The organism is Mycolicibacterium wolinskyi (assembly GCF_002101965.1).
Taxonomy (GTDB): domain Bacteria; phylum Actinomycetota; class Actinomycetes; order Mycobacteriales; family Mycobacteriaceae; genus Mycobacterium; species Mycobacterium wolinskyi.
Window position 1 is genome coordinate 29,394 of the sequence record NZ_LQQA01000032.1, and the last position, 21,005, is coordinate 50,398.

21 protein-coding genes are annotated in these 21,005 nt (G+C 66.9%); 10 read left to right on the top strand and 11 right to left on the bottom strand.

The genetic code is table 11. The features are described 5' to 3' along the window. Window positions 1-28: 28 nt before the first annotated feature. Both AWC31_RS29260 and AWC31_RS29265 read right to left on the bottom strand, forming a co-directional pair. Window positions 29-1,117, bottom strand: coding sequence for an alcohol dehydrogenase catalytic domain-containing protein (locus tag AWC31_RS29260; RefSeq protein WP_234817034.1), 1,089 nt, complete (start codon window positions 1,115-1,117; stop codon window positions 29-31). Next, window positions 1,114-2,007, bottom strand: coding sequence for a DeoR/GlpR family DNA-binding transcription regulator (locus AWC31_RS29265; protein ID WP_085147903.1), 894 nt, complete (start codon window positions 2,005-2,007; stop codon window positions 1,114-1,116). The genes AWC31_RS29260 and AWC31_RS29265 overlap by 4 nt, the downstream gene beginning before the upstream one ends. Window positions 2,008-2,273: 266 nt before the next feature. Here AWC31_RS29265 and AWC31_RS29270 point away from each other — a divergent pair, with 266 nt between their 5' ends. Continuing rightward, window positions 2,274-3,608: an MFS transporter gene (locus AWC31_RS29270; RefSeq protein WP_234817035.1), complete on the top strand. Its 1,335-nt coding sequence runs from the start codon at window positions 2,274-2,276 to the stop codon at window positions 3,606-3,608. A 63-nt stretch (window positions 3,609-3,671) separates the two neighbouring features. On the opposite strand, the gene AWC31_RS29275 is transcribed toward AWC31_RS29270, so the two are convergent. Then, complete coding sequence (locus AWC31_RS29275) at window positions 3,672-4,100, bottom strand: MarR family winged helix-turn-helix transcriptional regulator (RefSeq protein ID WP_085147908.1); 429 nt, start codon at window positions 4,098-4,100, stop codon at window positions 3,672-3,674. 36 nt (window positions 4,101-4,136) lie between these two features. On the opposite strand from AWC31_RS29275, the gene AWC31_RS29280 reads away from it, so the two are divergent. The 6 genes from AWC31_RS29280 (at window position 4,137) to AWC31_RS29305 (ending at window position 9,339) form a co-directional block, all read left to right on the top strand. Next, complete coding sequence (locus tag AWC31_RS29280; RefSeq protein ID WP_085147912.1) at window positions 4,137-4,817, top strand: class I SAM-dependent methyltransferase; 681 nt, start codon at window positions 4,137-4,139, stop codon at window positions 4,815-4,817. Window positions 4,818-4,944: 127 nt separating this feature from the next. After that, window positions 4,945-5,691, top strand: coding sequence for a UMP kinase (gene pyrH / locus AWC31_RS29285; protein ID WP_067852321.1), 747 nt, complete (start codon window positions 4,945-4,947; stop codon window positions 5,689-5,691). Window positions 5,692-5,705: 14 nt separating this feature from the next. Continuing rightward, on the top strand, window positions 5,706-6,263 hold the full coding sequence (gene frr, locus AWC31_RS29290) for a ribosome recycling factor (protein WP_085147917.1): 558 nt from the start codon (window positions 5,706-5,708) through the stop codon (window positions 6,261-6,263). Then, window positions 6,263-7,141 (top strand): phosphatidate cytidylyltransferase, encoded by an 879-nt coding sequence (locus AWC31_RS29295; protein WP_085147920.1) that lies wholly within the window; start codon window positions 6,263-6,265, stop codon window positions 7,139-7,141. The genes frr and AWC31_RS29295 overlap by 1 nt, the downstream gene beginning before the upstream one ends. A 39-nt stretch (window positions 7,142-7,180) precedes the next feature. After that, window positions 7,181-8,278 carry a dual-specificity RNA methyltransferase RlmN gene (gene rlmN / locus AWC31_RS29300; RefSeq protein WP_085148302.1) on the top strand — a complete coding sequence of 366 codons (1,098 nt, stop codon included), beginning with the start codon at window positions 7,181-7,183 and terminating at the stop codon, window positions 8,276-8,278. A 62-nt stretch (window positions 8,279-8,340) separates the two neighbouring features. After that, window positions 8,341-9,339: a DUF4365 domain-containing protein gene (locus tag AWC31_RS29305; RefSeq protein ID WP_085147923.1), complete on the top strand. Its 999-nt coding sequence runs from the start codon at window positions 8,341-8,343 to the stop codon at window positions 9,337-9,339. Between the two features lies 1 nt (window position 9,340). Here AWC31_RS29305 and AWC31_RS29310 read toward each other — a convergent pair whose 3' ends face one another. The 4 genes from AWC31_RS29310 to AWC31_RS29325 form a co-directional block, all read right to left on the bottom strand. Further along, window positions 9,341-9,766: a nuclear transport factor 2 family protein gene (locus tag AWC31_RS29310; protein ID WP_085147926.1), complete on the bottom strand. Its 426-nt coding sequence runs from the start codon at window positions 9,764-9,766 to the stop codon at window positions 9,341-9,343. Next, on the bottom strand, window positions 9,766-11,250 hold the full coding sequence (locus tag AWC31_RS29315) for an aldehyde dehydrogenase family protein (RefSeq protein ID WP_085147929.1): 1,485 nt from the start codon (window positions 11,248-11,250) through the stop codon (window positions 9,766-9,768). Before AWC31_RS29315 ends, AWC31_RS29310 begins: the two co-directional genes overlap by 1 nt. Window positions 11,251-11,427: 177 nt before the next feature. Further along, window positions 11,428-11,979 (bottom strand): TetR/AcrR family transcriptional regulator, encoded by a 552-nt coding sequence (locus AWC31_RS29320; RefSeq protein ID WP_067852588.1) that lies wholly within the window; start codon window positions 11,977-11,979, stop codon window positions 11,428-11,430. Between the two features lie 44 nt (window positions 11,980-12,023). Continuing rightward, entirely contained in the window at window positions 12,024-13,163 is a 1,140-nt protein-coding gene (locus AWC31_RS29325; protein ID WP_085147932.1) for a phosphotransferase, read from the bottom strand. A 55-nt stretch (window positions 13,164-13,218) separates the two neighbouring features. On the opposite strand from AWC31_RS29325, the gene AWC31_RS29330 reads away from it, so the two are divergent. Then, window positions 13,219-14,394, top strand: coding sequence for a CaiB/BaiF CoA transferase family protein (locus AWC31_RS29330; protein ID WP_085147937.1), 1,176 nt, complete (start codon window positions 13,219-13,221; stop codon window positions 14,392-14,394). Here AWC31_RS29330 and AWC31_RS29335 read toward each other — a convergent pair. After that, entirely contained in the window at window positions 14,375-16,573 is a 2,199-nt protein-coding gene (locus AWC31_RS29335) for a glycoside hydrolase family 3 C-terminal domain-containing protein (protein ID WP_234817036.1), read from the bottom strand. The genes AWC31_RS29330 and AWC31_RS29335 overlap by 20 nt on opposite strands. Continuing rightward, the gene (locus tag AWC31_RS29340) at window positions 16,570-17,121 is read right to left on the bottom strand and encodes a TetR/AcrR family transcriptional regulator (RefSeq protein WP_067852341.1); all 552 of its coding nucleotides are present in this window, start codon (window positions 17,119-17,121) and stop codon (window positions 16,570-16,572) included. Before AWC31_RS29340 ends, AWC31_RS29335 begins: the two co-directional genes overlap by 4 nt. An 86-nt stretch (window positions 17,122-17,207) precedes the next feature. On the opposite strand from AWC31_RS29340, the gene AWC31_RS29345 reads away from it, so the two are divergent. Then, window positions 17,208-18,464 (top strand): cytochrome P450, encoded by a 1,257-nt coding sequence (locus AWC31_RS29345; RefSeq protein ID WP_085147940.1) that lies wholly within the window; start codon window positions 17,208-17,210, stop codon window positions 18,462-18,464. Between the two features lie 84 nt (window positions 18,465-18,548). On the opposite strand, the gene AWC31_RS29350 is transcribed toward AWC31_RS29345, so the two are convergent. Together AWC31_RS29350 and AWC31_RS29355 are read right to left on the bottom strand one after the other, a co-directional pair. Next, window positions 18,549-19,355, bottom strand: a complete 807-nt coding sequence (locus AWC31_RS29350; RefSeq protein ID WP_085147943.1) for a thioesterase family protein — start codon at window positions 19,353-19,355, stop codon at window positions 18,549-18,551. A 1-nt stretch (window position 19,356) separates the two neighbouring features. Next, entirely contained in the window at window positions 19,357-20,220 is an 864-nt protein-coding gene (locus tag AWC31_RS29355) for an SMP-30/gluconolactonase/LRE family protein (protein WP_085147946.1), read from the bottom strand. Between the two features lie 75 nt (window positions 20,221-20,295). Here AWC31_RS29355 and AWC31_RS29360 point away from each other — a divergent pair, with 75 nt between their 5' ends. Further along, window positions 20,296-21,000: an NIPSNAP family protein gene (locus AWC31_RS29360; protein WP_067852349.1), complete on the top strand. Its 705-nt coding sequence runs from the start codon at window positions 20,296-20,298 to the stop codon at window positions 20,998-21,000. Window positions 21,001-21,005: the final 5 nt, after the last annotated feature.

Sequence of the window (21,005 nt, forward strand, 5' to 3'; positions counted from 1 at the left end):
TTGTGTGGGGCGTGGGGTGGGCCGGTGCTCAGGCCCAGGGATCGACGCCGACGCGCATGTCGGCACCGGAACCGGCCAGCGCGATCGCCTCGACGGCGCGGTCCAGGGGCAGCTGCGTGCCGATCAGTTCGGCAACGGGGAGTTGCCCCGAGGCGACCATCGGCGCGACGGCGTGAAACCCGTCCAGCCGGCACGACGACGCGCCGACGATGGTCCATTCGTTGTAGTGCACATCGTTGGCCGACACCGCGAGGTCGGCGTCGGCGCCGAATCCGGCGAACACCGACACCCGGGCACCCGGCGCCAGGCTGCCCAAATACGGTGTCAGCGCGTCGATTCGGCCGATGGCCATGACGAGTACGTCGATGCCGCCGTCGGTGAAGTCGTCCAGCGCGGCGGCGGTGTCGGGCCCCGGCTCCAGCACCAGGTCGGCACCGAACCGGGTGGCCATCTCCCGGCGTCCGGCGATCGGGTCCACTGCGGCGACCTTCTCCACGCCGAAACTCTTCGCGAGGCCCGCGTGAATGAGGCCGAGGGGCCCGCAGCCGACGATCAGCGCCGTCTGGGCCTTCGACATCCCGGCGAGCTGCTGGCCGTTGTAGGCGCAGGCCACCGGTTCGATGATGGCGGCCTGCGTGGCCGGAACACCGGGCACCGGCACGAGATTCTGTCGCGCGACGGCCGGCACGTGGACGTACTGGGACAATCCACCCGTCAGCTGGTATCCGAACGCCCGGCGATTGCGGCAGATGTTCTCGTGACCGCGGCGGCATGCCGTGCACGAACCACACGTGACGAGCGGATAGACCGCGACCTGGTCACCCATCCCGACCCCGTCGGGCAGCGGTCCGTTGGCGTCGACGACGGTGCCGGCGAATTCGTGGCCCAGCACCGACGGGAAGGTGACGTTCTTCTGTTTGCGGCCCTCGAAGATCCGGACGTCGGTGCCGCACAACAGGGCCGCGTCGACGCGCAGCAGGACGTCGCCGGGCTGCAGCAACGGCATCGGCGAATGCTCGATGCGCATGTCGTTGGGTTGGTACAGAACCGCCTGGCGGAAGGTCTGGGACTCGGAAGTGCTTGCGATGTCACGTGATTGCGACGTGGCGGTCGTCACGACTGGGTGCCTCTCTCGTCGGCGGTGTCGGTCAGGGCGCGCAGCGGATGCGCGAGTTCGATGTGTGCGCCGATCCGGCGCAGTTCGTCGAGGGCGGTTGCGGGGGCTTCGGATTCGGCGCCGTCGTCGGTGATGAACCGCCACTGCGCCGGGAGTTCCGACCAGTAGCTGAACTGGTCGGTGCCGAGCTTGCGGTGATCGGCGACCACGATCGTCTGTCTGGCCCGTTGCATCATCAGCGTTTTGAGCCGGCTCTGTTCGAGCGTGCGCGAGGCGACGCCGTACCGGGGGTGCACCGCGTCGGCGCCGATGAACGCATAGTCGGCGACGACCGCGCGCAACATGTGCTCGGCTTCGGCCCCGCTGATGGTCTCGTTGACCCGGCGCAGCCGGCCACCGAGCACGACCACCGAGACGTCTTCCTTGCGCATCAGGATGTTGATCGCGCCGATGCCGTTGGTGAACACCGTGAGGTCCTCGGCGTCGAGGTACCTGGCCACGAACTCGGTGGTGGTGCCTGCGTCGACGATCACGACTGCGCCGTCCGCGACGGACTCGGCGGCGAGCCGCCCGATCGCGTCCTTCTCCCGGGTGAACTCCAGGTGGCGCTGGTGGATCGACAGCTCGGTGGGCACCGTCAACGCCACGCCGCCGTAGGTGCGGGTGATATGGCGGTCCTGGTGTAGCCGGCTCAGATCACGGCGCACGGTCGCGAACGAGACGCCGAATCGTTCGGCGATCTCCTCGACGCTCAGTGAACCCGACTCGACGGTCTGCAGCAGATTCAGGATCTGCTCACGACGCTTCGCGCCACGTACATCGCGTCGGCGGACGATGCCGTCATCGCCGCCGTCGAACGGCTCGGCGTCCGGATCTGTGGGCTGTGTCACGAGGCAGACGCTACATGCGCGATGTGCGCAAGTCAACGTTAAATGTGCGAATCGCGCACATAAGCAGCGCGGAAATTTGTTGTGTGCGCGAAAACTGCGTACAAGCTCCACGCGTAACGCCTATTGACAATTGAGATGATTGGTTCAATCATGGCGATCTGACAATGTGATTGTGTCGCGCACCACAGCGCACCCGCGGCGCAGCTTCCCCTCACTGCAGATGAGCGAAACAATCACGAAGTTCTGATCCTGGAGGCTCGACGACAATGACCAGCACACCGGCAATGACGCACGGTAAACCCGGCAGAGAACCCGACCCGGCGCCAGGCGGTAGCAGTCGAGCGACCCGGATCCGATGGGCCGTCGCGGTCTTCTGTGCGGTCGGTCTCGCGATCAACTACATCGACCGATCCGCGGTGTCGGTGAGCCTGCCGTTCATGACCGAGGACTTCCACCTCACACCGACCGAGAAAGGCCTCATTCTCAGCGCGTTCTCGTGGAGCTATGCGCTCATGCAGATTCCGGCGGGCCGGCTGATCGACCGGTTCGGCGAACGCGTGATGTTCGGCGCCTCGGTGCTGGTCTGGTCGCTGTTCACCGGCGCGACTGGCGTGGTGAACAGCTTCGGCGCATTGCTGGGGCTGCGGTTGGGCCTCGGTGTGGGTGAGGCCGGCGCCTACCCGGCGGCCGCCAAGACGGTGTCGCACTGGTTCCCGCTGCGGCTGCGCAGCCGCGCCACTTCGGTCTACGACAGCGGTGCCCGTATCGGCAGTGCCGCTGCGACACCGCTGATCGCCCTGATCATCGGCCTGTGGGGCTGGCGCGCGGCGTTCCTGTTCGCCGGTGCGCTCGGCGTGCTCTGGGCGATCGGCTGGTGGGCGTGGTACCGGCGTCCTGAGGTCATGTCGGCGGTCAACGAAGCCGAACTCGCGATCATTCACGAAAGCCACAAGGAGCAGGCCGCGACGAACCTGGATCCCACCGCCAAGCCCATGCGGCTGGTCGAACTCTTCCGCCGCCGCACGGTGTGGGGCATGATGCTCGGCTTCTTCTGCCTCAACTTCATGATCACGTTCTTCCTGACCTGGTTCCCGTCGTACCTGGTGGAGGAGCGCGGGTTCGATCTGCTCAAACTCGGTGTCTTCGGGATGATCCCGCCGCTCGCGGCCATCCTCGGCAGCTGGATCGGCGGATTCGTGGGCGATTACCTGCTGGCGCGTGGCTGGTCTCTGAACCGCGTCCGAAAGACCTGCCTCGTCGGCGGCATGCTGGTGTGCTCGGTGATCGCCCTCGCTGCCGTCGCGCCGCAGGCCTGGCAGGCGCTGACGCTGATGTCGATCTCGTATGCGGCTTCGGCGTTCACGATCGTCACGATCTGGTGCCTGCCCGCGGACGTCGTCGACTCCAGCACGGTTGCCAGCTTGGGTGCTACGCAGAACTTCTTCTCCAACATCGGAAGCGCCCTCAGCCCGATCGTGATCGGCGCACTGTACGGCGCGACCGGTTCGTTCGAGTTCCCGTTGGTGCTCACCGGCGTCGTCGTGGTGGCCGGGGCGCTGTGCTTCGGGCTGCTGATCAAGCGGGTGGAGCCTATCCGCTAGAGGGTGGCTGACGCGAAATCCCCCGATTCCCAAGGGAATCGGGGGATTCGTGGCGTTCGGCGCTCAGTCCACGGCGTGCGCCAGCAGGCGCTTGAGTTCCCGCCGCTGGTCGACGGTGAGGCTGGCGAGAACATCTGCTTCGGCGGCGAGCACCGCGGCCTCGGCGCGCTTGAGCAGTGCGGCCCCTTGCGGCGTCAGCTCGGCGGGCAGGGCGCGGCCGGACGTGACGGCGTCCGGCCGCCGCACCGCGCCCTTGTCCTGCAATCCGCGCAAAACGTTGTTCATGGCCTGCGGGGAGACGTTGGTGTGGCGCGCGAGCTCGGCGTTGGACTGCCCGGGTGCCATCGACAGGATCCGCAGGCAAACAAATTCGGGCAACGTCAACCCCAGCGGCTGCAGCTGCGCGGCGACTTTGGGTTGCAGTACCGCGACCACGCGATACATCAGGTAGCCGAGAGGCTGCTCCTCAAGAAAGGCACTCATATCAAGCATATTGACACATATCAACCAGGTTGATATACCGGTGACATGACCACACCACAGGACATCTTCGAATCTGCATACCGCGGTGAAGCTTCCGAGTTCGCCGGCGTCCGGCCGCCCTGGAGCATCGGCGAGCCGCAGCCCGAGATCGCCGCGCTCATCGAAGCGGGCAAGTTCCACGGCGACGTGCTCGACGCCGGCTGCGGCGAAGCCGCCACCGCGCTGTACCTGGCCGAGCGCGGCTTCACGACGGTCGGGCTCGACCAGTCGCCGACCGCGATCGAACTCGCCCGTGCCGAGGCCGCCAAGCGGGGTTTGACCAACGCCAGCTTCGACGTCGCCGACATCAGTTCGTTCACCGGATACGACGGCCGCTTCGGCACGATCGTCGACAGCACGCTCTTCCACTCCATGCCCGTCGAACTCCGCGAGGGCTACCAGCAGTCGATCGTGCGCGCGGCTGCGCCCGGCGCGTCGTACTTCGTCCTCGTATTCGACAAGGCCACCATGGGCGACACCGGGCCGGCCAATCCGGTCAGCGACGACGAACTACGCGACATCGTTGGCAAGTACTGGGTGATCGACGACATCCGCCCGGCCCGCATCCACGCCAACGTGCCACCGGAATTCGTGAACTTCGGCGATTTCGCGGGTGCCGACATCCGCGACGAGGGCAACGGCCGCAAGTCGGTCGCCGCCTGGTTGCTGCAGGCCCACCTCGGTTAGTCCCGGCCGGCCGGCGACACTCGGCTCCCCCCGGCAACGCGAAAGCCCCGACATAGGGCAGGATGGAGTTGCCGTCCTGGGCAATCGCCGGGATGGCTCTCTAATGCGAGGAGTGCCGAGGAGAGCGATGGCGGATCCGAATGTCGCCGGCCAGGCAGCACCTATTCGACCGCTCTATTCGCGGGTGCTGCTGAAACTCGGCGGGGAAATGTTCGGCGGCGGACAGGTCGGGCTCGACCCCGACGTCGTCGCCCTGGTCGCGCGCCAGATCGCCGAAGTCGTCCGCAGCGGCGCTCAGATCGCGGTTGTCATCGGCGGCGGCAACTTCTTCCGCGGTGCCCAGCTGCAACAGCGCGGCATGGAGCGCACCCGGTCCGATTACATGGGCATGCTCGGTACCGTCATGAACAGCCTTGCCCTGCAGGACTTTCTGCAGAAGGAAGGCATCGACACCCGCGTGCAGACGGCCATCACGATGGGTCAGGTCGCCGAGCCGTACATACCGCTGCGGGCGGTACGCCACCTGGAAAAGGGCCGCGTCGTCATCTTCGGCGCAGGCATGGGTCTGCCGTACTTCTCCACCGACACCACGGCTGCCCAGCGTGCCTTGGAGATCGGCGCCGAGGTCGTGCTGATGGCCAAGGCGGTCGACGGCGTGTTCACCGCCGACCCGCGCGAGGACCCCAATGCCGAGCTGCTGACCGCGATCACCCATCGCGAGGTCATCGATCGCGGACTCAAGGTGGCCGACGCGACGGCGTTCAGTCTCTGCATGGACAACGGCATGCCGATCCTGGTGTTCAATCTCCTGACCGACGGCAATATCGCTCGTGCGGTGGCGGGTGAGAAGATCGGAACACTGGTCACCACCTGACGGGAGAAAGAACAGTGATCGACGAGACTCTCTTCGACGCCGAGGAGAAGATGGAAAAGGCCGTGACCGTGGCCCGCGACGACTTGGCGTCGATTCGTACCGGCCGGGCCAACCCCGGCATGTTCTCCCGCATCAACATCGACTACTACGGCGCAATGACGCCGATCACGCAGCTCGCGAGCATCAACGTGCCCGAGGCGCGCATGGTCGTCATCAAGCCGTACGAGGCTTCTCAGCTGCGGAACATCGAGGACGCGATCCGCAACTCCGACCTCGGCGTCAACCCGACCAACGACGGCAACATCATCCGAGTGGCCATCCCGCAGTTGACCGAAGAACGTCGTCGCGACCTGGTCAAGCAGGCCAAGTCCAAGGGCGAGGACGCCAAGGTGTCGGTTCGCAACATCCGCCGCAAGGCGATGGAAGAACTCAGCCGCATCAAGAAGGACGGCGAGGCCGGCGAGGACGAGGTGGGCCGGGCCGAGAAGGAACTCGACAAGTCGACCCACACCTACACCAATCAGATCGACGAACTGGTCAAGCACAAAGAAGGCGAGCTGCTGGAGGTCTAGTGACCGATCAGCAAGCAGGATCCGTGGCAAGCACACCGGTCGGAGAACCGCCGAAGAAGCAGTCCCGCGCCGGTCGCAACCTGCCGGCGGCCATCGCCGTCGGGGTGGCGCTCGGCGGCTCCATCATCGCCATACTGCTGTTCGCACCGCACGTCTGGGTCGCGGTGGTCGCCGTCGCCATGGCGGTCGCCACGCACGAGGTCGTCCGCCGGTTGCGCGACGGCGGATTTTCCATCCCGGTGGTGCCGCTGCTGCTCGGCGGCCAAGCCATCGTGTGGCTGACCTGGCCATTCGGGGCGGCAGGCGCGTTGGGCGCCTTCGGCGGCACCGTGGTGCTGTGTCTCATCTGGCGGCTGCTGAGCGGCGGATTGTCGGCCGCCCCGGCGAACTACCTGCGCGATGTCTCGGTCACGGTGTTCCTCGCGGCGTGGATACCGCTGTTCGGCGCGTTCGGCGCACTGCTGATCTACCCCGACGACGGTGCCGGCCGCGTGTTCTGTCTCATGCTCGGCGTGGTGGCCTCCGACGTCGGCGGCTACACGGCCGGGGTGCTGTTCGGCAAGCATCCGATGGTGCCCGCGATCAGCCCCAAGAAATCGTGGGAAGGGCTGTGCGGCTCGCTCGTGCTCGGCATCGTCGTGTCGGTTCTGGCCGTGCAGTTCCTGCTCGACAAACCGGCGTGGGTCGGCATCCCGCTCGGGATCATGCTGGTGATCACCGGAACCCTCGGCGATCTGGTCGAATCCCAGGTCAAGCGCGATCTCGGGATCAAAGACATGGGCACGCTGCTACCCGGTCACGGCGGCATCATGGACCGCATCGACTCGGTGCTGCCCTCGGCCGTCGCCACGTGGATCGTGCTGTCGCTGCTGGCATGAGCGAGCACCGCGCGCCGGGTGAGATACTGGTGTTTCATCATGCCCGGATCCCTGCCTTTGATCTTCGATGCCCCGCGCCGCGCCATGCCGCCGCGGCACCTTGCCGACCTCGACGAAGCCGGGCGCGCGGCAGCGGTCACTGAGCTCGGGCTACCGGCGTTTCGGGCCAAGCAGCTCGCCAATCAGTACTACGGCAGGCTGATAGCCGACCCACAGCAGATGACCGACCTGCCCGCCGCGGTGCGCGACCAGGTGGCCGAAGCGCTGTTTCCGTCGCTGATCTCGCCGGCCCGCGAAATCCAGTGCGATGCCGGTGAGACGCGCAAGACGCTGTGGCGTGCGGTTGACGGGACGACGTTCGAATCCGTGCTCATGCGGTACCCGCAGCGCAACACGGTGTGCATCTCGTCCCAGGCCGGCTGCGGCATGGCCTGCCCGTTCTGCGCGACGGGCCAGGGCGGGCTCAAGCGCAACCTGTCGACCGCCGAGATCCTCGAACAGGTCCGCGCCGCGTCGGCCGCGATGCGCAACGAACACGACGGCCGCCTGTCGAATATCGTCTTCATGGGCATGGGCGAGCCGCTGGCCAACTACAACCGCGTGCTCGCCGCCGTCCGCAGAATCACCGCACCGTCGCCCAACGGCTTCGGGATCAGCGCCCGGTCGGTGACGGTGTCGACCGTCGGTCTGGCGCCCGCCATCCGCAAGCTGGCCGACGAGCGCCTCGGCGTCACCCTCGCGGTGTCACTGCACACGCCCGACGACGAGCTGCGCGACACCCTCGTCCCGGTCAACAACAGATGGCCGGTCCACGAAGTCCTCGATGCCGCCCGGTATTACGCCGACGTCACCGGTCGCCGCGTGTCCGTCGAGTACGCGTTGATCCGCGATGTCAACGACCAGCCTTGGCGCGCAGACCTTCTCGGCAAGAAGCTGCACGCCGCACTGGGGCCGCTCGTACACGTCAACCTCATCCCGCTGAACCCGACACCGGGCAGCGAATGGGATGCGAGCCCCAAGCCCGTCGAGCGCGAGTTCGTCAAGCGGGTACGCGAGCGGGGCGTGTCGTGCACGGTGCGCGATACCCGTGGCCGCGAGATCGCCGCGGCCTGCGGTCAATTGGCAGCCGAGGGCTGAGGCTTCACACCGCTTGTCGGTCTTCGTTCGTATCGTTGTGCGCAACGTGCGGAGGGGGAGCGATGGTTCGGCGAAGGGCCAATCTCGGTGTCGAGCGTGCGGGGGTGAACGCCGTTGTCGCCCTGCTCGAGGCGGCAGGGCACATTGTTCATCAAGTGGACGGCACAAAGGACCACGGCCTGGATCTGTACGTCCAATTGGTAGGGGACGGCCGTCCGACCGGGGCCCACATCGCCGTTCAAGTGAAGTCGGGGAGTACGTATCGCAGATCGTTCGGGTACGCGATCCCGGTCGGAAAGCACGCCGAGATCTGGCGAACCACCAACGTTCCCGTCATCGGTGTCGTCTACGACCCCGAGATGCGGATGCTGTACTGGTGCAACGTCACCGGGCACCTCCAGGAGACGCCGGACTCGCGGGCGGTGCCGGTGGGCGAGGATCAGGTGCTGACGCGGCAGAACGTCGCCGCGATGATCGCCGAAGTCCGTGGCTTCATCCATCCGGTCGACCCCACCCGGCGGGTGATCGCGCGGTTGGTGAGGGCACGCCACGGCCCCGGTGAGCCGTCGGTTGTCGGAGGAATGCCCAACAAGGCGTTCTCGTTCATCGCGAAATGGGTGGAGCGCAATCACGGTTCGGTCGGTAAGGCGGCCATATTCGCCGCACTGGCAGCCATCGTGATGAGCGGTGCGCTCACCCTCGCGTTGGTCCACCTTTTCGCGGTCCGGCATGTGTCGATCACGAACACCTGGACGTGGACTGCGGTCGTGGCCGCGTTCGCGACATTGGCTTTGGGGGCAGCATATTTCGAGCAGATCGCCGGGCGGTCGGCCGTGCTGCTGCGTTGTCTGGGCGGCGTGCCGCTCATGGTTTACTGCGTGCTGTCCCAGGTGGAGTTGTCGCCGAGGGCGGCCCGGGTGATCTCGACGTTGGGTGCCGAGCTCGCCGGCAAGGGCATGCTGATCTTGGCGCTGTTCTTCGTGATTCGAGAGTTGGATCGGCGCCGCCGGATGCGCGCGGCCTATGGTGCCCCGACGGCTGAGCACCGCGGCGCTCGATGAGCTAGGCCCGCGCCGGCGCGTTGGTGAACCACAGGTTCTCTTCGCGGAGACTGCGGCTGCGCCAGCCGTCGGCGGTGCGCACCAGTTCGTGGTGGTAGTAGCCGCCGCATGCACTCATCTCTGACATGCCCGGCAACTGCATGGGGTTGTAGAACATCGCCCGCACGGTCGCGGTGTCGCCGTCGATCTGCGTGTCGATGTTGGTGATGTAGTGCATCGTCCACGGGATCGCCGCGAAACCGGCGGCCAGCCAGTCGGCCACCTCGTCGCGGCTGCCTGCGATGGCACCCGCCGAGGTGTAGTCGATGTGGGCGTCCTCGGTGAACACGGACCGGTAGGTGTCCCAGTCTTTTGAGTCGACCCCGCGGGCGTAGCGGGTCAGCAGGGCCGAGATCGCCAACTCGTCGGCAAGCCGCTGCGCGTCCACTAGTCGGGCATCCCGATGGTCTTGGACTCGAAGTACTCCTTGAACCCTTCCTCGCCGTTGCGCCTGCCGAGGCCGCTCTGCTTGGTGCCGCCGAACGGGCTGTTGATCCCGAAATGGCTGCGGCTGTTGATCGTGACGTTTCCGGTGCGGATCCGTCGCGCGATCGCGAACGCCCGGTCGAGGTCGGTGGAGGAGACCTCGCCGGACAGGCCGTAGATCGAGTTGTTGGCGATGGCAACGGCGTCGTCGTCGGTGTCGTACGGAGTCACCGTCAGCACCGGACCGAAAATCTCCTCCTGCGCGACGCGAGCGTCGGGATCGACGTCGGCCAACAGGGTGGGCGCGACGTAATAGCCGGTGGGCAGGCTCTCGGGCACCCCGCCGCCGGTGACGAGCCGGGCCCCCGAGTCGATACCGGATGCGATGAGCCCCAGCACTTTCTCCCGCTGCGTTGCGCTGATCTGCGGCCCCTGCATGATGCCGGGCGTCCACGGGTCGCCGACCGGGAAGTTCTCCATGGCGCCCTTGAGAATCTCGATGCCTTCGTCGTAGCGGCTGCGGGGGAGCAGGATACGGCTGGGCAGGATGCAGGACTGCCCGCTCATCACGCAGGCCATCATCGCCGCGATCGGCAGCGCGGAGGTGAAATCGGCGTCGTCGAGCACGATGTGGGCGGACTTGCCGCCGAGCTCCAGCAGCGTCTTCTTGACCGTCGGCGCACCGGCGGCCAGGATCGCGCGCCCGGTCGCGGTGGACCCGGTGAACGTGATCATGTCGACCCGCGGATCGGCGGACAGCGCGGCACCGACCTCGTTGGCGTTCGAGACCACGACGTTGAACACACCCGCCGGGATGTCGGTGTGCTCGGCGACGATGCGCCCCAGCTCGGTACCCGACCACGGCGTCAGCTGGGCCGGCTTGAGCACGACGGTGTTGCCTGCCATCAACGCGGGAACGGTCTCGGCGATGTTGAGGTAGAACGGCACGTTCCACGGTGTGATGGCACCGACCACGCCGACCGGCTCATAGGCGATCTTGCGCCGTGCCGGTCCCAGCTGAGTCTGGTGCACTCCGGTGTCGACGACGTACTCGAAGTTCTTGCCATGCTCGGCCCAGTGCTTGACCTCGCCGATCGGATCCTCGATCTGGCTGCCGGTCACCGTGACGGGACAGCCGACCTCGGTCACCAGGATCCGGCGCAGCCGTTCCTTGTCGGCTTCCAGGGCCTCGTGCAGCTGCATCAGGCAGTGGTGGCGGAAGTCGATGTCACGGCTCCAGTCGGTTTCGTCGAACGCCCGCCGCGCGGCGCCGACGGCCTTCTCGACATCGGCCACCGTACCGTCGGTGGCCTGGCCGGCAACCTCTTCGGTGGCCGGGTGGATCACGTCGAATTTCGCACCGCTGCCGGTGTATTGGAGTTCACCGTCGATGAGCATGCGTTCGTCGCCGGCCAGCACGCCGCTGTCGCTCTGCACCTGGGTCATGGCGACTAGCTTTACAAAATTGCGCGCCAGTGTCATCCCCTTGGCGGAACTTGTTGAGCAGTCGCTCAATGCCGCCCAAGCGCGGTCCTTGGCCGCCAATGTCACGCCAGTGTGACTGTCGGCGCCGACTGCCACTCCTGCGTGACAATGGCGGGCTGCCGGGAGCGGTGGCGTGGATCAGTCGGGCTGTTTGATACCGACGGCGTGGCGCAATTGGGCCAGGAATTGGTCGCCGTCGTCGCTGCGCACGATGTAGTGCGATACCGCGACGCGGATGGCGGTGGCGGCCTTGACCGCGGCGTTGGGTCCCGACAGCAGTTTGAGCAGCCGGGCCCGCATGATGGGGATGACGTGGGTCAACTGGGCGATCACGACCTCGGGTTCGATGTCGACCAATCGGACGCCCGAATAGGACTGTTGGTACTGCACGATGAACCGCAGTGCGGCGTCGAGCTTTTCGGTGCCCCGCAAACCGACGGTCGCGCGGCCGATGCCGTTGTCGAACATCTCGCGCTCATAGCGTCCGAATGCGTCGAGCAGTTCCTGCTTGTCGGCGAACCAGCGGTACAGCGTCGGCCGCGACACCCCGGCCTGCAGCGCGACCTCGGACAGGCTCAGCTTGGTCTGACCGCTGCGCGCGAGTACCTCGGCCGTCGCCACCAGGATCCGGTGGCGCGTCGAGGTGTCTTCGTTGGGCACATCCCGCTGCGCGGGCAAAGGTTCATTCACGTCCAAGCCTCAATGGTTGTGGTTCCCCCAAAATGGTAGGGCCATCACAGCAACTTCTTGAGCAATGCCACAGTCTCGAGGTCCTCCAACGCCGCAACCCCACGTCGAGCGCCTTCCAGGGCGATGCCCTCGGCCTGCATACCGCCCATGCCCGCGGTGATCACCGGCGCGGTGTAGGCGTACAGCGCGCCCATGCGGTAGCGCTCCCAGAGCTCGTCGCGGTTGAGCTCGGGTCCGCCTGCCGCGGCAAGCGCGCTCCGGTAGGTGTCGAGAAGATCTCGCTCGGCGGACTGTCGGTCGGTCGTGGTCATGCTGGTGATCAGGGTATACGCGAGCTCTCGGCCGGGGTGGCCGCGCCGCACCGCCTGCCAGTCCAGCAGGCCGACCGCGCCGCCGCGGAAGTACAGGTTGCCGGGGTGTGCATCGCCGTGCATCACGGTGTGCGGGGGTCGATCCAGCAGTTGCGCCGCGGCGCGATAGTTCTCGTCGATGAACCGGCCGCCGGCCACCGGTATGTCGGTGCGTTCGGCGAGGCGCCGCGTCGACATCTTGAGCAGCGACCCGGTCAACAGCGACGTGTGATCGCCCGACGCCGAGTACAGCCAGCCGAGCCGACCGCTGCCTGCGCGTTCCGGCAGACGGCCCCAGAACGCCGCGTGCAGCCGCGCGAGAAGTTCGACCGTGAGGCCGGCCCGGTCCTTGTCGAGCGGGTGCAGCGTGTCGGGGAACTCGCACTTTTGCAGTGCGAGGTCCTCGAGCACGAGCACGAACCGGCCGGTCAGCGGATCGAATGCCGAGCCGTAGGACCGTGGCACCCCGGGCAGGCCTGGGGCCAGTTGCTCGTAGAACCTGACCTCGGTCTGCCCGAGGCGGCCGAGTTCGCCCATGAGCCGCGTCGCCGCCGTCTCGGCGGGCATCTTGACGAACACCGATTCCGGGACGTCGTCGCCGACGAGCGCGAGCCGGGCCCGCGACGAGGTACCCGCGTCGCCGTCGATCACCGCGACCGAGCGCACGGTGCGTCCGATGAGCCGCGACAGGTGGCCGGCGTCCAGGTCGGCAACCCGGCACGGAATGCCGCGCATGCGGCCGACGGTCGCGTCTGTTGCGATACGTTGCACGCCGTGGCCGAGGTGTGCGGCCAGGCCGAGGGCGGGGGTGACGCGACGAGCTGTCGTGAACATCCGCCAAGTTTACAAATTGTGCAGTAATTGTAAATGTGAATGGGAAAGGGCGTCGATGGCAGGTCCGATGGAGGGGTTCCGGGTCGTCGAACTCGGCGTCTGGGTGGCTGCCCCCGCGGCCGGCGGAATACTCGCCGACTGGGGCGCCGACGTCATCAAAGTCGAACCGCCGGCCGGTGATCCTGCGCGGACCTTCGGCCGCATGCTCGGCCTGGACACTGACGTCAATCCGCCCTTCGAGATGGACAACCGCGCCAAGCGCAGCATCGTCGTCGACCTGACCACCGCCGAGGGCCGCGCCACCATGGCCGAATTGCTCAGTGGTGCAGACGTTTTCCTGACCAACGTGCGGCCCGCCGCGCTGAGCCGGCTCGGCCTGGACTTCGCGACGGTCGCCGCGCGCAACCCGCGTCTGGTCTACGGGTTGATCACCGGATACGGCCTGTCCGGACCCGACGCCGACCGCGCCGCCTACGACGTCGCGGCATTCTGGGCCCGCGCCGGACTGGCCGACCTGCTGACCCGGCCCGATGACACGCCGCCGTTCCAACGCGGCGGCATGGGGGACCACGCCGCCGGAATGACGTTGGCCGCCGCGGTCTGCGCTGCCTTGCTGGCCCGAACCCGCACCGGTACCGGGCAATTGGTGAGCACATCGCTCTACCGTCAGGGTGCCTACACCGTGAGCTTCGATCTGAACACGTTGTTGATGACCGGTCAGCAGATCGCGATCGGCCGGCGCGAGACGATGGCCAACCCGTGCATGAACAACTACGCCGCCGGGGACGGCAAGCGGTTCTGGATCGTCGGCCTGCAAGGCGACCGGCACTGGCCCGCGCTGTGCCGGGTGGTCGGGCGCACCGAGTGGCTCACCGATGCGCGATTCGCCACGGCGCGTGACCGATTCGCCAACTCCCGCGAACTGATCGCCGAGCTGGACGAGCTGTTCGCCACACGTTCACTCGCGCAGTGGGCCGAGCTGTTCGATGCCGAGCCCGACTTCTTCTGGTCACCCGTCAACAGCCTCGACGACGTCGTGGCAGACGAACAGTTCCACGCGGCCGGAGGCATCGTGTATGTGCCCGACGCGGATTCGAGCATGCCGATGGTGGCGACCCCGGCCGATTTCTCCGCGACACCCGCCGAGCCGCGCCGCGCCGCTCCGGCGCTCGGCGAGCACACCGACGAGATCCTCGCCGAGCTGCGCGGTGTCAAGGGCGGCGGGAGTTGATGGCGGTCAGCAGCTCGTCGAGTCGATCGCGCGTGACCCGGCCGCCGGAGAACCCGATCATCCGCTCGATCGGGATCGAGGCCAGCATTCGCAATAGATCGGTGCCAAGGGCCGTCGTGTCGGTGCCCGCCGGGGCGGCTTCGCTCAAGGCTTCGAGGGCGATCGGCGCCGCGACCGGGTCGGCCAGGATCTCGCCGAGGGTCGATTCGGGGGTGAACGGCACGCGGATCTCGTCGCCGGGCAGTGTCGTGGTGGCGTGCAGGCGCAGATCCCGGCTCGAGGCGCCCACCGACACGGTGTAGTCACCGCCTTCGAGAACCCAGCCCTCGGTGTTGACGTCCCAATACGTGAGAGCTGTTCTGCTGACCGGGATTTCGACGGAACGCTGTTCGCCGGGCGATAACGTGACGCCGGTGAAACCGACCAGCCAACGGGGTGGCCTGCTCACCCGGGATCCCGGCAACGAGGCATAGACCTGAACCACTTCCCGGCCCGCCCGCGAGCCGGTGTTCGTCACGCGCAACAGCACCGTCAGGTCGTCGGACACCTCCAGATCCGAGTAGTCGAACCGGGTGTAGGACAGGCCGTGGCCGAACGGATAGGTCACCTCCAGGTCGCGGGCGTCGAACCAGCGGTAACCGACGAAGATCCGCTCGCCGTACACGGTGTGGCCGTTCTCGGACGGGAAGTTCAGATACGCCGGGGTGTCCTCCAGGCGTAGCGGCACCGTCTCGGCAAGCCGCCCCGACGGGTTGACCACGCCGAACAGCACGTCGGCGATCGCGCCGCCACCGGCCTGGCCGAGCAGCGCGCCGTCGAGGATCGCCGGAGCCAGCTCGGCGACGGGGCCCAGACGTACGACGCCGCCGTGCGCGAGCACCACGACGGTGCGCGGCTGCACCTCGACGACGGCGCGGAGCAACTCGATCTGATCGGCAGGCAGGTCGATGTGCTCGCGGTCGTATCCCTCGGATTCCTCCTCGGCGGTCAACCCGAGGAACACGACCGCGGTGTCTGCGGCTGCCGCGGCCGCGGCGGCCGCAGACGCGTCGGCGGTATAGGTGACACCGTAATCGCCTGCGAGCGCGCGTATCTCGTCCAGGGGGACGTCCACCCGGGTCGGGTTCACGTGCGAACTGCCCCCACCCTGATACCGGGGGTGCTGCGCGAAGGTGCCGATGACAGCCAGCGTCGACGGTGCCAACGGGAGCAGATCGCCGTCGTTCTTTAGTAACACGACGGCCCGCCGGGCCGCCTCGCGGGCCAGGTGATGGTGCGCGTCACCGTCGAATGATCCAGTGGTCACCGCGTTTTCGCTTGCGCGGACGGCCAGGCGCGCGACCCGCTCGGCGGCGCGCGTCACCGCGGCATCGTCGAGCGTGCCCGCGGTCGCCGCGGCCACCACATCGGCGTCGGTGACACCGCCGGTCGACGGCATCTCCAGATCCAGTCCCGCGGCGACCGCCGCGACCCGGTCGCGCACCGCGCCCCAGTCGCTGACGACGACGCCGTCGAACCCCCACTCGTCGCGCAGCACTTTCGTGAGCAGCCACGCGTTCTCGGCGGCATAGACGCCGTTGATGCGGTTGTACGAGCACATCACCGTCCACGGCTGCGCCTCGCGCACCACGTGTTCGAAGGCCCGCAGATAGATCTCGCGCGAGGTCCGGTCATCGACGTCGGAGCTCGCCCGCATCCGGTCGTGCTCGGCGTTGTTGGCCGCGAAATGTTTCACCGAGGCGCCGACGCCTCGGCTCTGCACCCCGCGCACCCAGGCCGCCCCGAGCACACCGGACAGCAGCGGATCCTCCGAGTAGTACTCGAAGTTCCGGCCACACCGCGGGTCACGTTTGATGTTGACGCCCGGGCCGAGCAACACATGCACGTCCAGCGACAGGCACTCGTCGCCGAGCGCCGTGCCGATGCGTTCCACCAGTTCGGGGTCCCAGGTCTGGCCGAGCCCGGCCGCGGGCGGAAAACACGTGGCCGGCTTGCTGCCGCCGATACCCAAATGATCTGTCGCATTGCCGGATTGCCGACGTACGCCGTGCGGTCCGTCGGTGAGCACAATCGCGGGGATCTCGCCGATCGCCTTGGTGGTCCAGAAGCTCGCACCGCTGCCCAGGGCGGCCCGTTGCTCCAGGCTGAGCTCGGTGATGTCGGTTCGGGGTTCGTTCACCCTTCCCGAGGGTAGCTTCGGTTCCTCACCCGGGCGGCATGTCGCAGCTGGGCCAGGAAGTCCTCGTCGTCATCGCCGCGGACCAGGTAGTGCGATATCGCCACGCGTACCGCGGTGGCAGCGGCCAACGAAGCATCCGGTCCCGACGACAACCGCTCCAGCCGCTCGCGCATGAGGGGGATGATCTGCGCCAGCCGTCTGATCACTTGCTCCGGTTCGATGTCGACCATGCGCAGCCCGGGATAGGACCGCTGATACTCGGCGGTGATGCGCAGCGCTGCGTCGAGACGTTCGGCGGCGGGCAGGCCTGCCGAGGCTTTCGCCACCGCCTGCTCGAAGTACGAGCGTTCCCATACGACGAACGCGTCGAGCAGATCCTGTTTGGAGGCGAACCAACGGTAGAGGGTCGGCCGCGACACCCCGGCCTGCGAAGCCACCTCGGACAGGCTGAGTTTCGTCATCCCGTTGCTGCCGAGCACCTCGGCGGTCGCGACCAGGATGCGCTCGCGCGTGGTGTTCTCGTCATCGGCGGACGACACGTCAGGCATCCTCACAGCTTTACAAAAGAATAGAGAACTGTCACGCTAAATCTGGCGTGCCGCCGTAGTCGCACGCCCCGCAGGAGGGAATCCACGTGACAGTTGCCAGCTCGCCGCAGGCACGCGAATACAGCCCATTCGACATCACGTCGCACGACTTCTGGAGCCAGCCGTTCGCCAAGCGCGACGAGACGTTCGCGCAGTTGCGGGCCGGCGAAGGTCTGAGCTGGCATCAGCCGCTGTCGACGCTGTTCGACGTCGAGGAGCCGGGTTTCTGGGCGCTCACCCGCCGTGCCGACATCCAGTTCGCCAGCCAGCATCCGGAGATCTTCACGTCGGCTCAGGGCGTTGCACTCGACCCGATGCCCGCCGAGGTGCAGAAGTTCGCGACGTTCTTCTTGATGATGGATCCGCCCGAGCACACCACGTACCGCCGCCTGATCAGTTCGGCGTTCACCCCGCGCAACGTCCGCCGCATCGAGGAACAGATCCACGCCAACGCCGTCGCGGTGGTCGACGACCTGATCGGTGCAGGCGACATCGACTTCGTGGAAGCCTGTTCGGCGCGGCTGCCGATGCTGACCATCTCGGAGATGCTCGGGGTTCCCGCCGCCGATCAGCCCGCGCTCGCGAAGGCCGCCGAGAAGTTGTTCAGCATGAGCGACGACGAGTACTCGAGCATCGAAGAACGCGCCATGGACACGATCAACGAGATCATGCTGATCGCCAACACCGGTGTGGAGTTGGCCAAATTCCGCCGGGCCAATCCCGGTGACGACCTGATGACCAGCATCGTCAACGCCGAAGTCGACGGCCACCGGCTCACCGACGAGGAGATCGGGGCCTTTCTCATCCTGCTCGCATCCGCGGGCAACGACACCACCAAGCAGACCACGACGCACGCGATGATGGCGCTCGCCGCCAATCCGGACCAACGGGATTGGCTCATGGCGGATTTCGACGGCCGGATCGGCTTGGCGACCGAGGAGTTCGTCCGGTGGGCGACGCCGGTGATCCAGTTCGCGCGGTTCGCGACGCAAGATGTCGAACTGGCCGGGCAGAAGATCAGCGCGGGGGACAAGGTCGGCCTGTTCTACTGCTCGGCCAATCGCGACGAGACGGTCTTCGAGAATCCGCAGCGCTTCGATCTGAGCCGGTCGCCCAATCCGCAGATCGGATTCGGCGGCGGCGGGCCACATTTCTGCCTTGGCAACCAACTTGCCAAGAGCGAGTTGCGAAACCTGTTCCGCGAGTTGCTGACCCGGCTGAAGACCATCGAGTTCGGCGAGCCGGAAATGCTCTACAGCAGCTTCGTCCACGGCGTCAAACGCGTGCCCGCCCACGTGCGGTAGCCCCGTCTTCCGTGCGCGAACAGACACGTAGGTACCCGAAAACCCTTGAAAGAGGGCACCTTCGCGTCTGCTCGCGGGAGTAGATCAGCGGGGGCGCACCAGGACCGACTGCTGGATGGCGCCCACCGCACCCGCCTGATCGAACAGTGTTCCCACGGTGGTGCCGATACCGTCCGGTCCGTAGTTGGTGTCGGCGCGGATGCCGATCCACTCGCCGTCGGGGATCCGGTGGATGTGCACCACCAGGTCGGTGTTGAGGAACGTCCACTTGCGGATGTCGATCTTCGAGCCGATGCCGTTCGCGTCGTCGGCGACGGCGAACAACCGCTGCAACGGCGTCATGGCCTCGCCCTTGACCAGATCGACGGTCGGCTTGAGCCACGACTCACCCGGGCCGGGCGCCTGCGGTACGGTCAGCCACCGCCAGTCCAGGCTGTGCACGTAGTTGGGTTCCCAGTTCTTGGCCATGTCGCGGCTGCGGGCTTCGTGCAGCGGGGGTAGGGGCGGCGCGGCAGCGTGCTGCAGCGCAGCGGTGTCGAGTGTGCGCATGCGCCACCCGCTTGCCCGCGCGACCGGCCGCGGTGTGCCGTCGGGACCCGGGGCCAGCATCTCGGCGGTCAGCAACTCGATCTGCTTTCCGGGACGTTCCACCGTGGCGCGAACCCACAGGTCGCCCTCTGACGGCACACCGCCCAGGAGATCGATCGCGACGCGGGACAGTCGGGTGTCCGCGCGTAGCGCGCAGGTTTCCAGAGCGCGGACGAGGAGCGCCGACACCGGTGCGGCGTGTTGGATGGCCGCCGACCACGTGCCGCGCACCATGTCCGTGGCCCGGAATCGCTGGCCACGCGGATCGGCGTCGTCGATCAGCTCGTAATAGGAATCCGACATGTCAGTGGTGGTGATCGCCGGAACTCGAGTGGTCGCCCGGTGCGGGTACGTCGACCATCGCGGCGTCGACCCGCGACAACTTCGTGCCGACCAGCCGTTCCGGGTAGGCGTCGGTGGTCGTGACCATGAACAGCATTCGGCCTTCCGGGCCACCGAGCGCGCATGCGATCGCGGTGCGGCCGTGAGCGTCGACGCGATCGGTGACGGTTCCACCGTCGACGATGCGCTGGAACCGGTGTGCCAAGGTCAGCGCCGTCCAGACGCCGCCATCGGCGTCGACGGCGATGCCGTCGGGCGGACCGTCGAGACCATCGGCGAACACGCGGCGCTCGGTCAAACCGCCGTCCGCGTCGATGGCGAACGCGGTCAACCGCCGTGCGGTCGACTCCGCGACGATCAGGGTGGAGCCGTCGGGCGTGATCGCCATGCCGTTGGGGAAGTCGAGGTGCTCGGCGACGACGTGGACGGTGTCATCCGGGTCGATCCGCACGATCACCCCGCCGCTGCGGGCCTGTGAACCGACGTACGCCCGGCCATGATCGTCGATCACCATGTCGCCGAGCGCCGCTGGGACCAGGTCGCTGAGATCGGCGAGCAGTTCGACGGTGTCGCCGTCGTAGCGCAAGATCTGGCGACGCTGCGTCGACACGATCAGCAGCGTGCCGTCGGGTCGAAAACCCAAGCCGGACGGCGAATGTCCGGGTAACGGCAGAGTCGTCATGGAACCGGACAGCGTCACGGTGTGCACGGCTTCACCCAGCATGTCGGAGAACCACAACAGGCCCTCGAACCAGCGTGGGCCCTCGCCGAAACAGAACCCGTTGGCGAGTTCGGTTGTCGACACGAGTTCGGCTCCGACCGTCATGACAGCGCACCTTTACAAAACACGCCTCAAGTGTCACGCTCACGAGGTGTCACTGTCAACCACCGGAGCGGCGTGATGAAGAAGTTCTACGGCCACACGCTGCTATATCTGCACGAGACGATCGACCTGGGGGTGGGCCGCGCGGACCAGTTCACACAGGCTTTCAGCGACGTCTACCAGCCTATGATGGAAGACCTCGGGGCCCGGTTGTTCGCGATCTGGGAGACGACGCCCTACAACGGACACTGGCCGCAGGTGACGATCATCTGGGAGATCGACGCGTTCGCCGACTATGCCCGGATCGGCAAGGCGCAGGCCGCCGGTGGCAGCCACGAGAAGCCGGCGACGCAATGGGCGACGTATCTGTCGGAGATCGGTGCCCGTGGCGAGGGCCGGATCATGTACGCGGGCAAGTACAACAGGACACTGGCCGAGCTGCGGCAGGAGGGGTTCGGCGCGGGCCTGGTGATCCAGGAGATCATGCAGACCAAACCCGGCAGGCAGGACGACTACATCCGCGAACTGGAACGGCTGTACGTGCCGTGGTCGGAACGGACCGGCAAGCGTTGGCTCGGCTCGTTCATCACCACGTTCCGGTTCAACGAGGTCATCCACTACTGGGCGCTGGACGGCGACTGGGATTGCTTCGAAAACCACTACCCGTCCTGGAAGGACAGCCCGCCCGCCGAGATCGTGACATGGATGAGTGTCGCCCCGGCCCTGCGGGACGGCTGGGAGGATTCGATCCTGGCGGCCCTGCCGCCGTCTCCGTTGAAGTAGGCGCG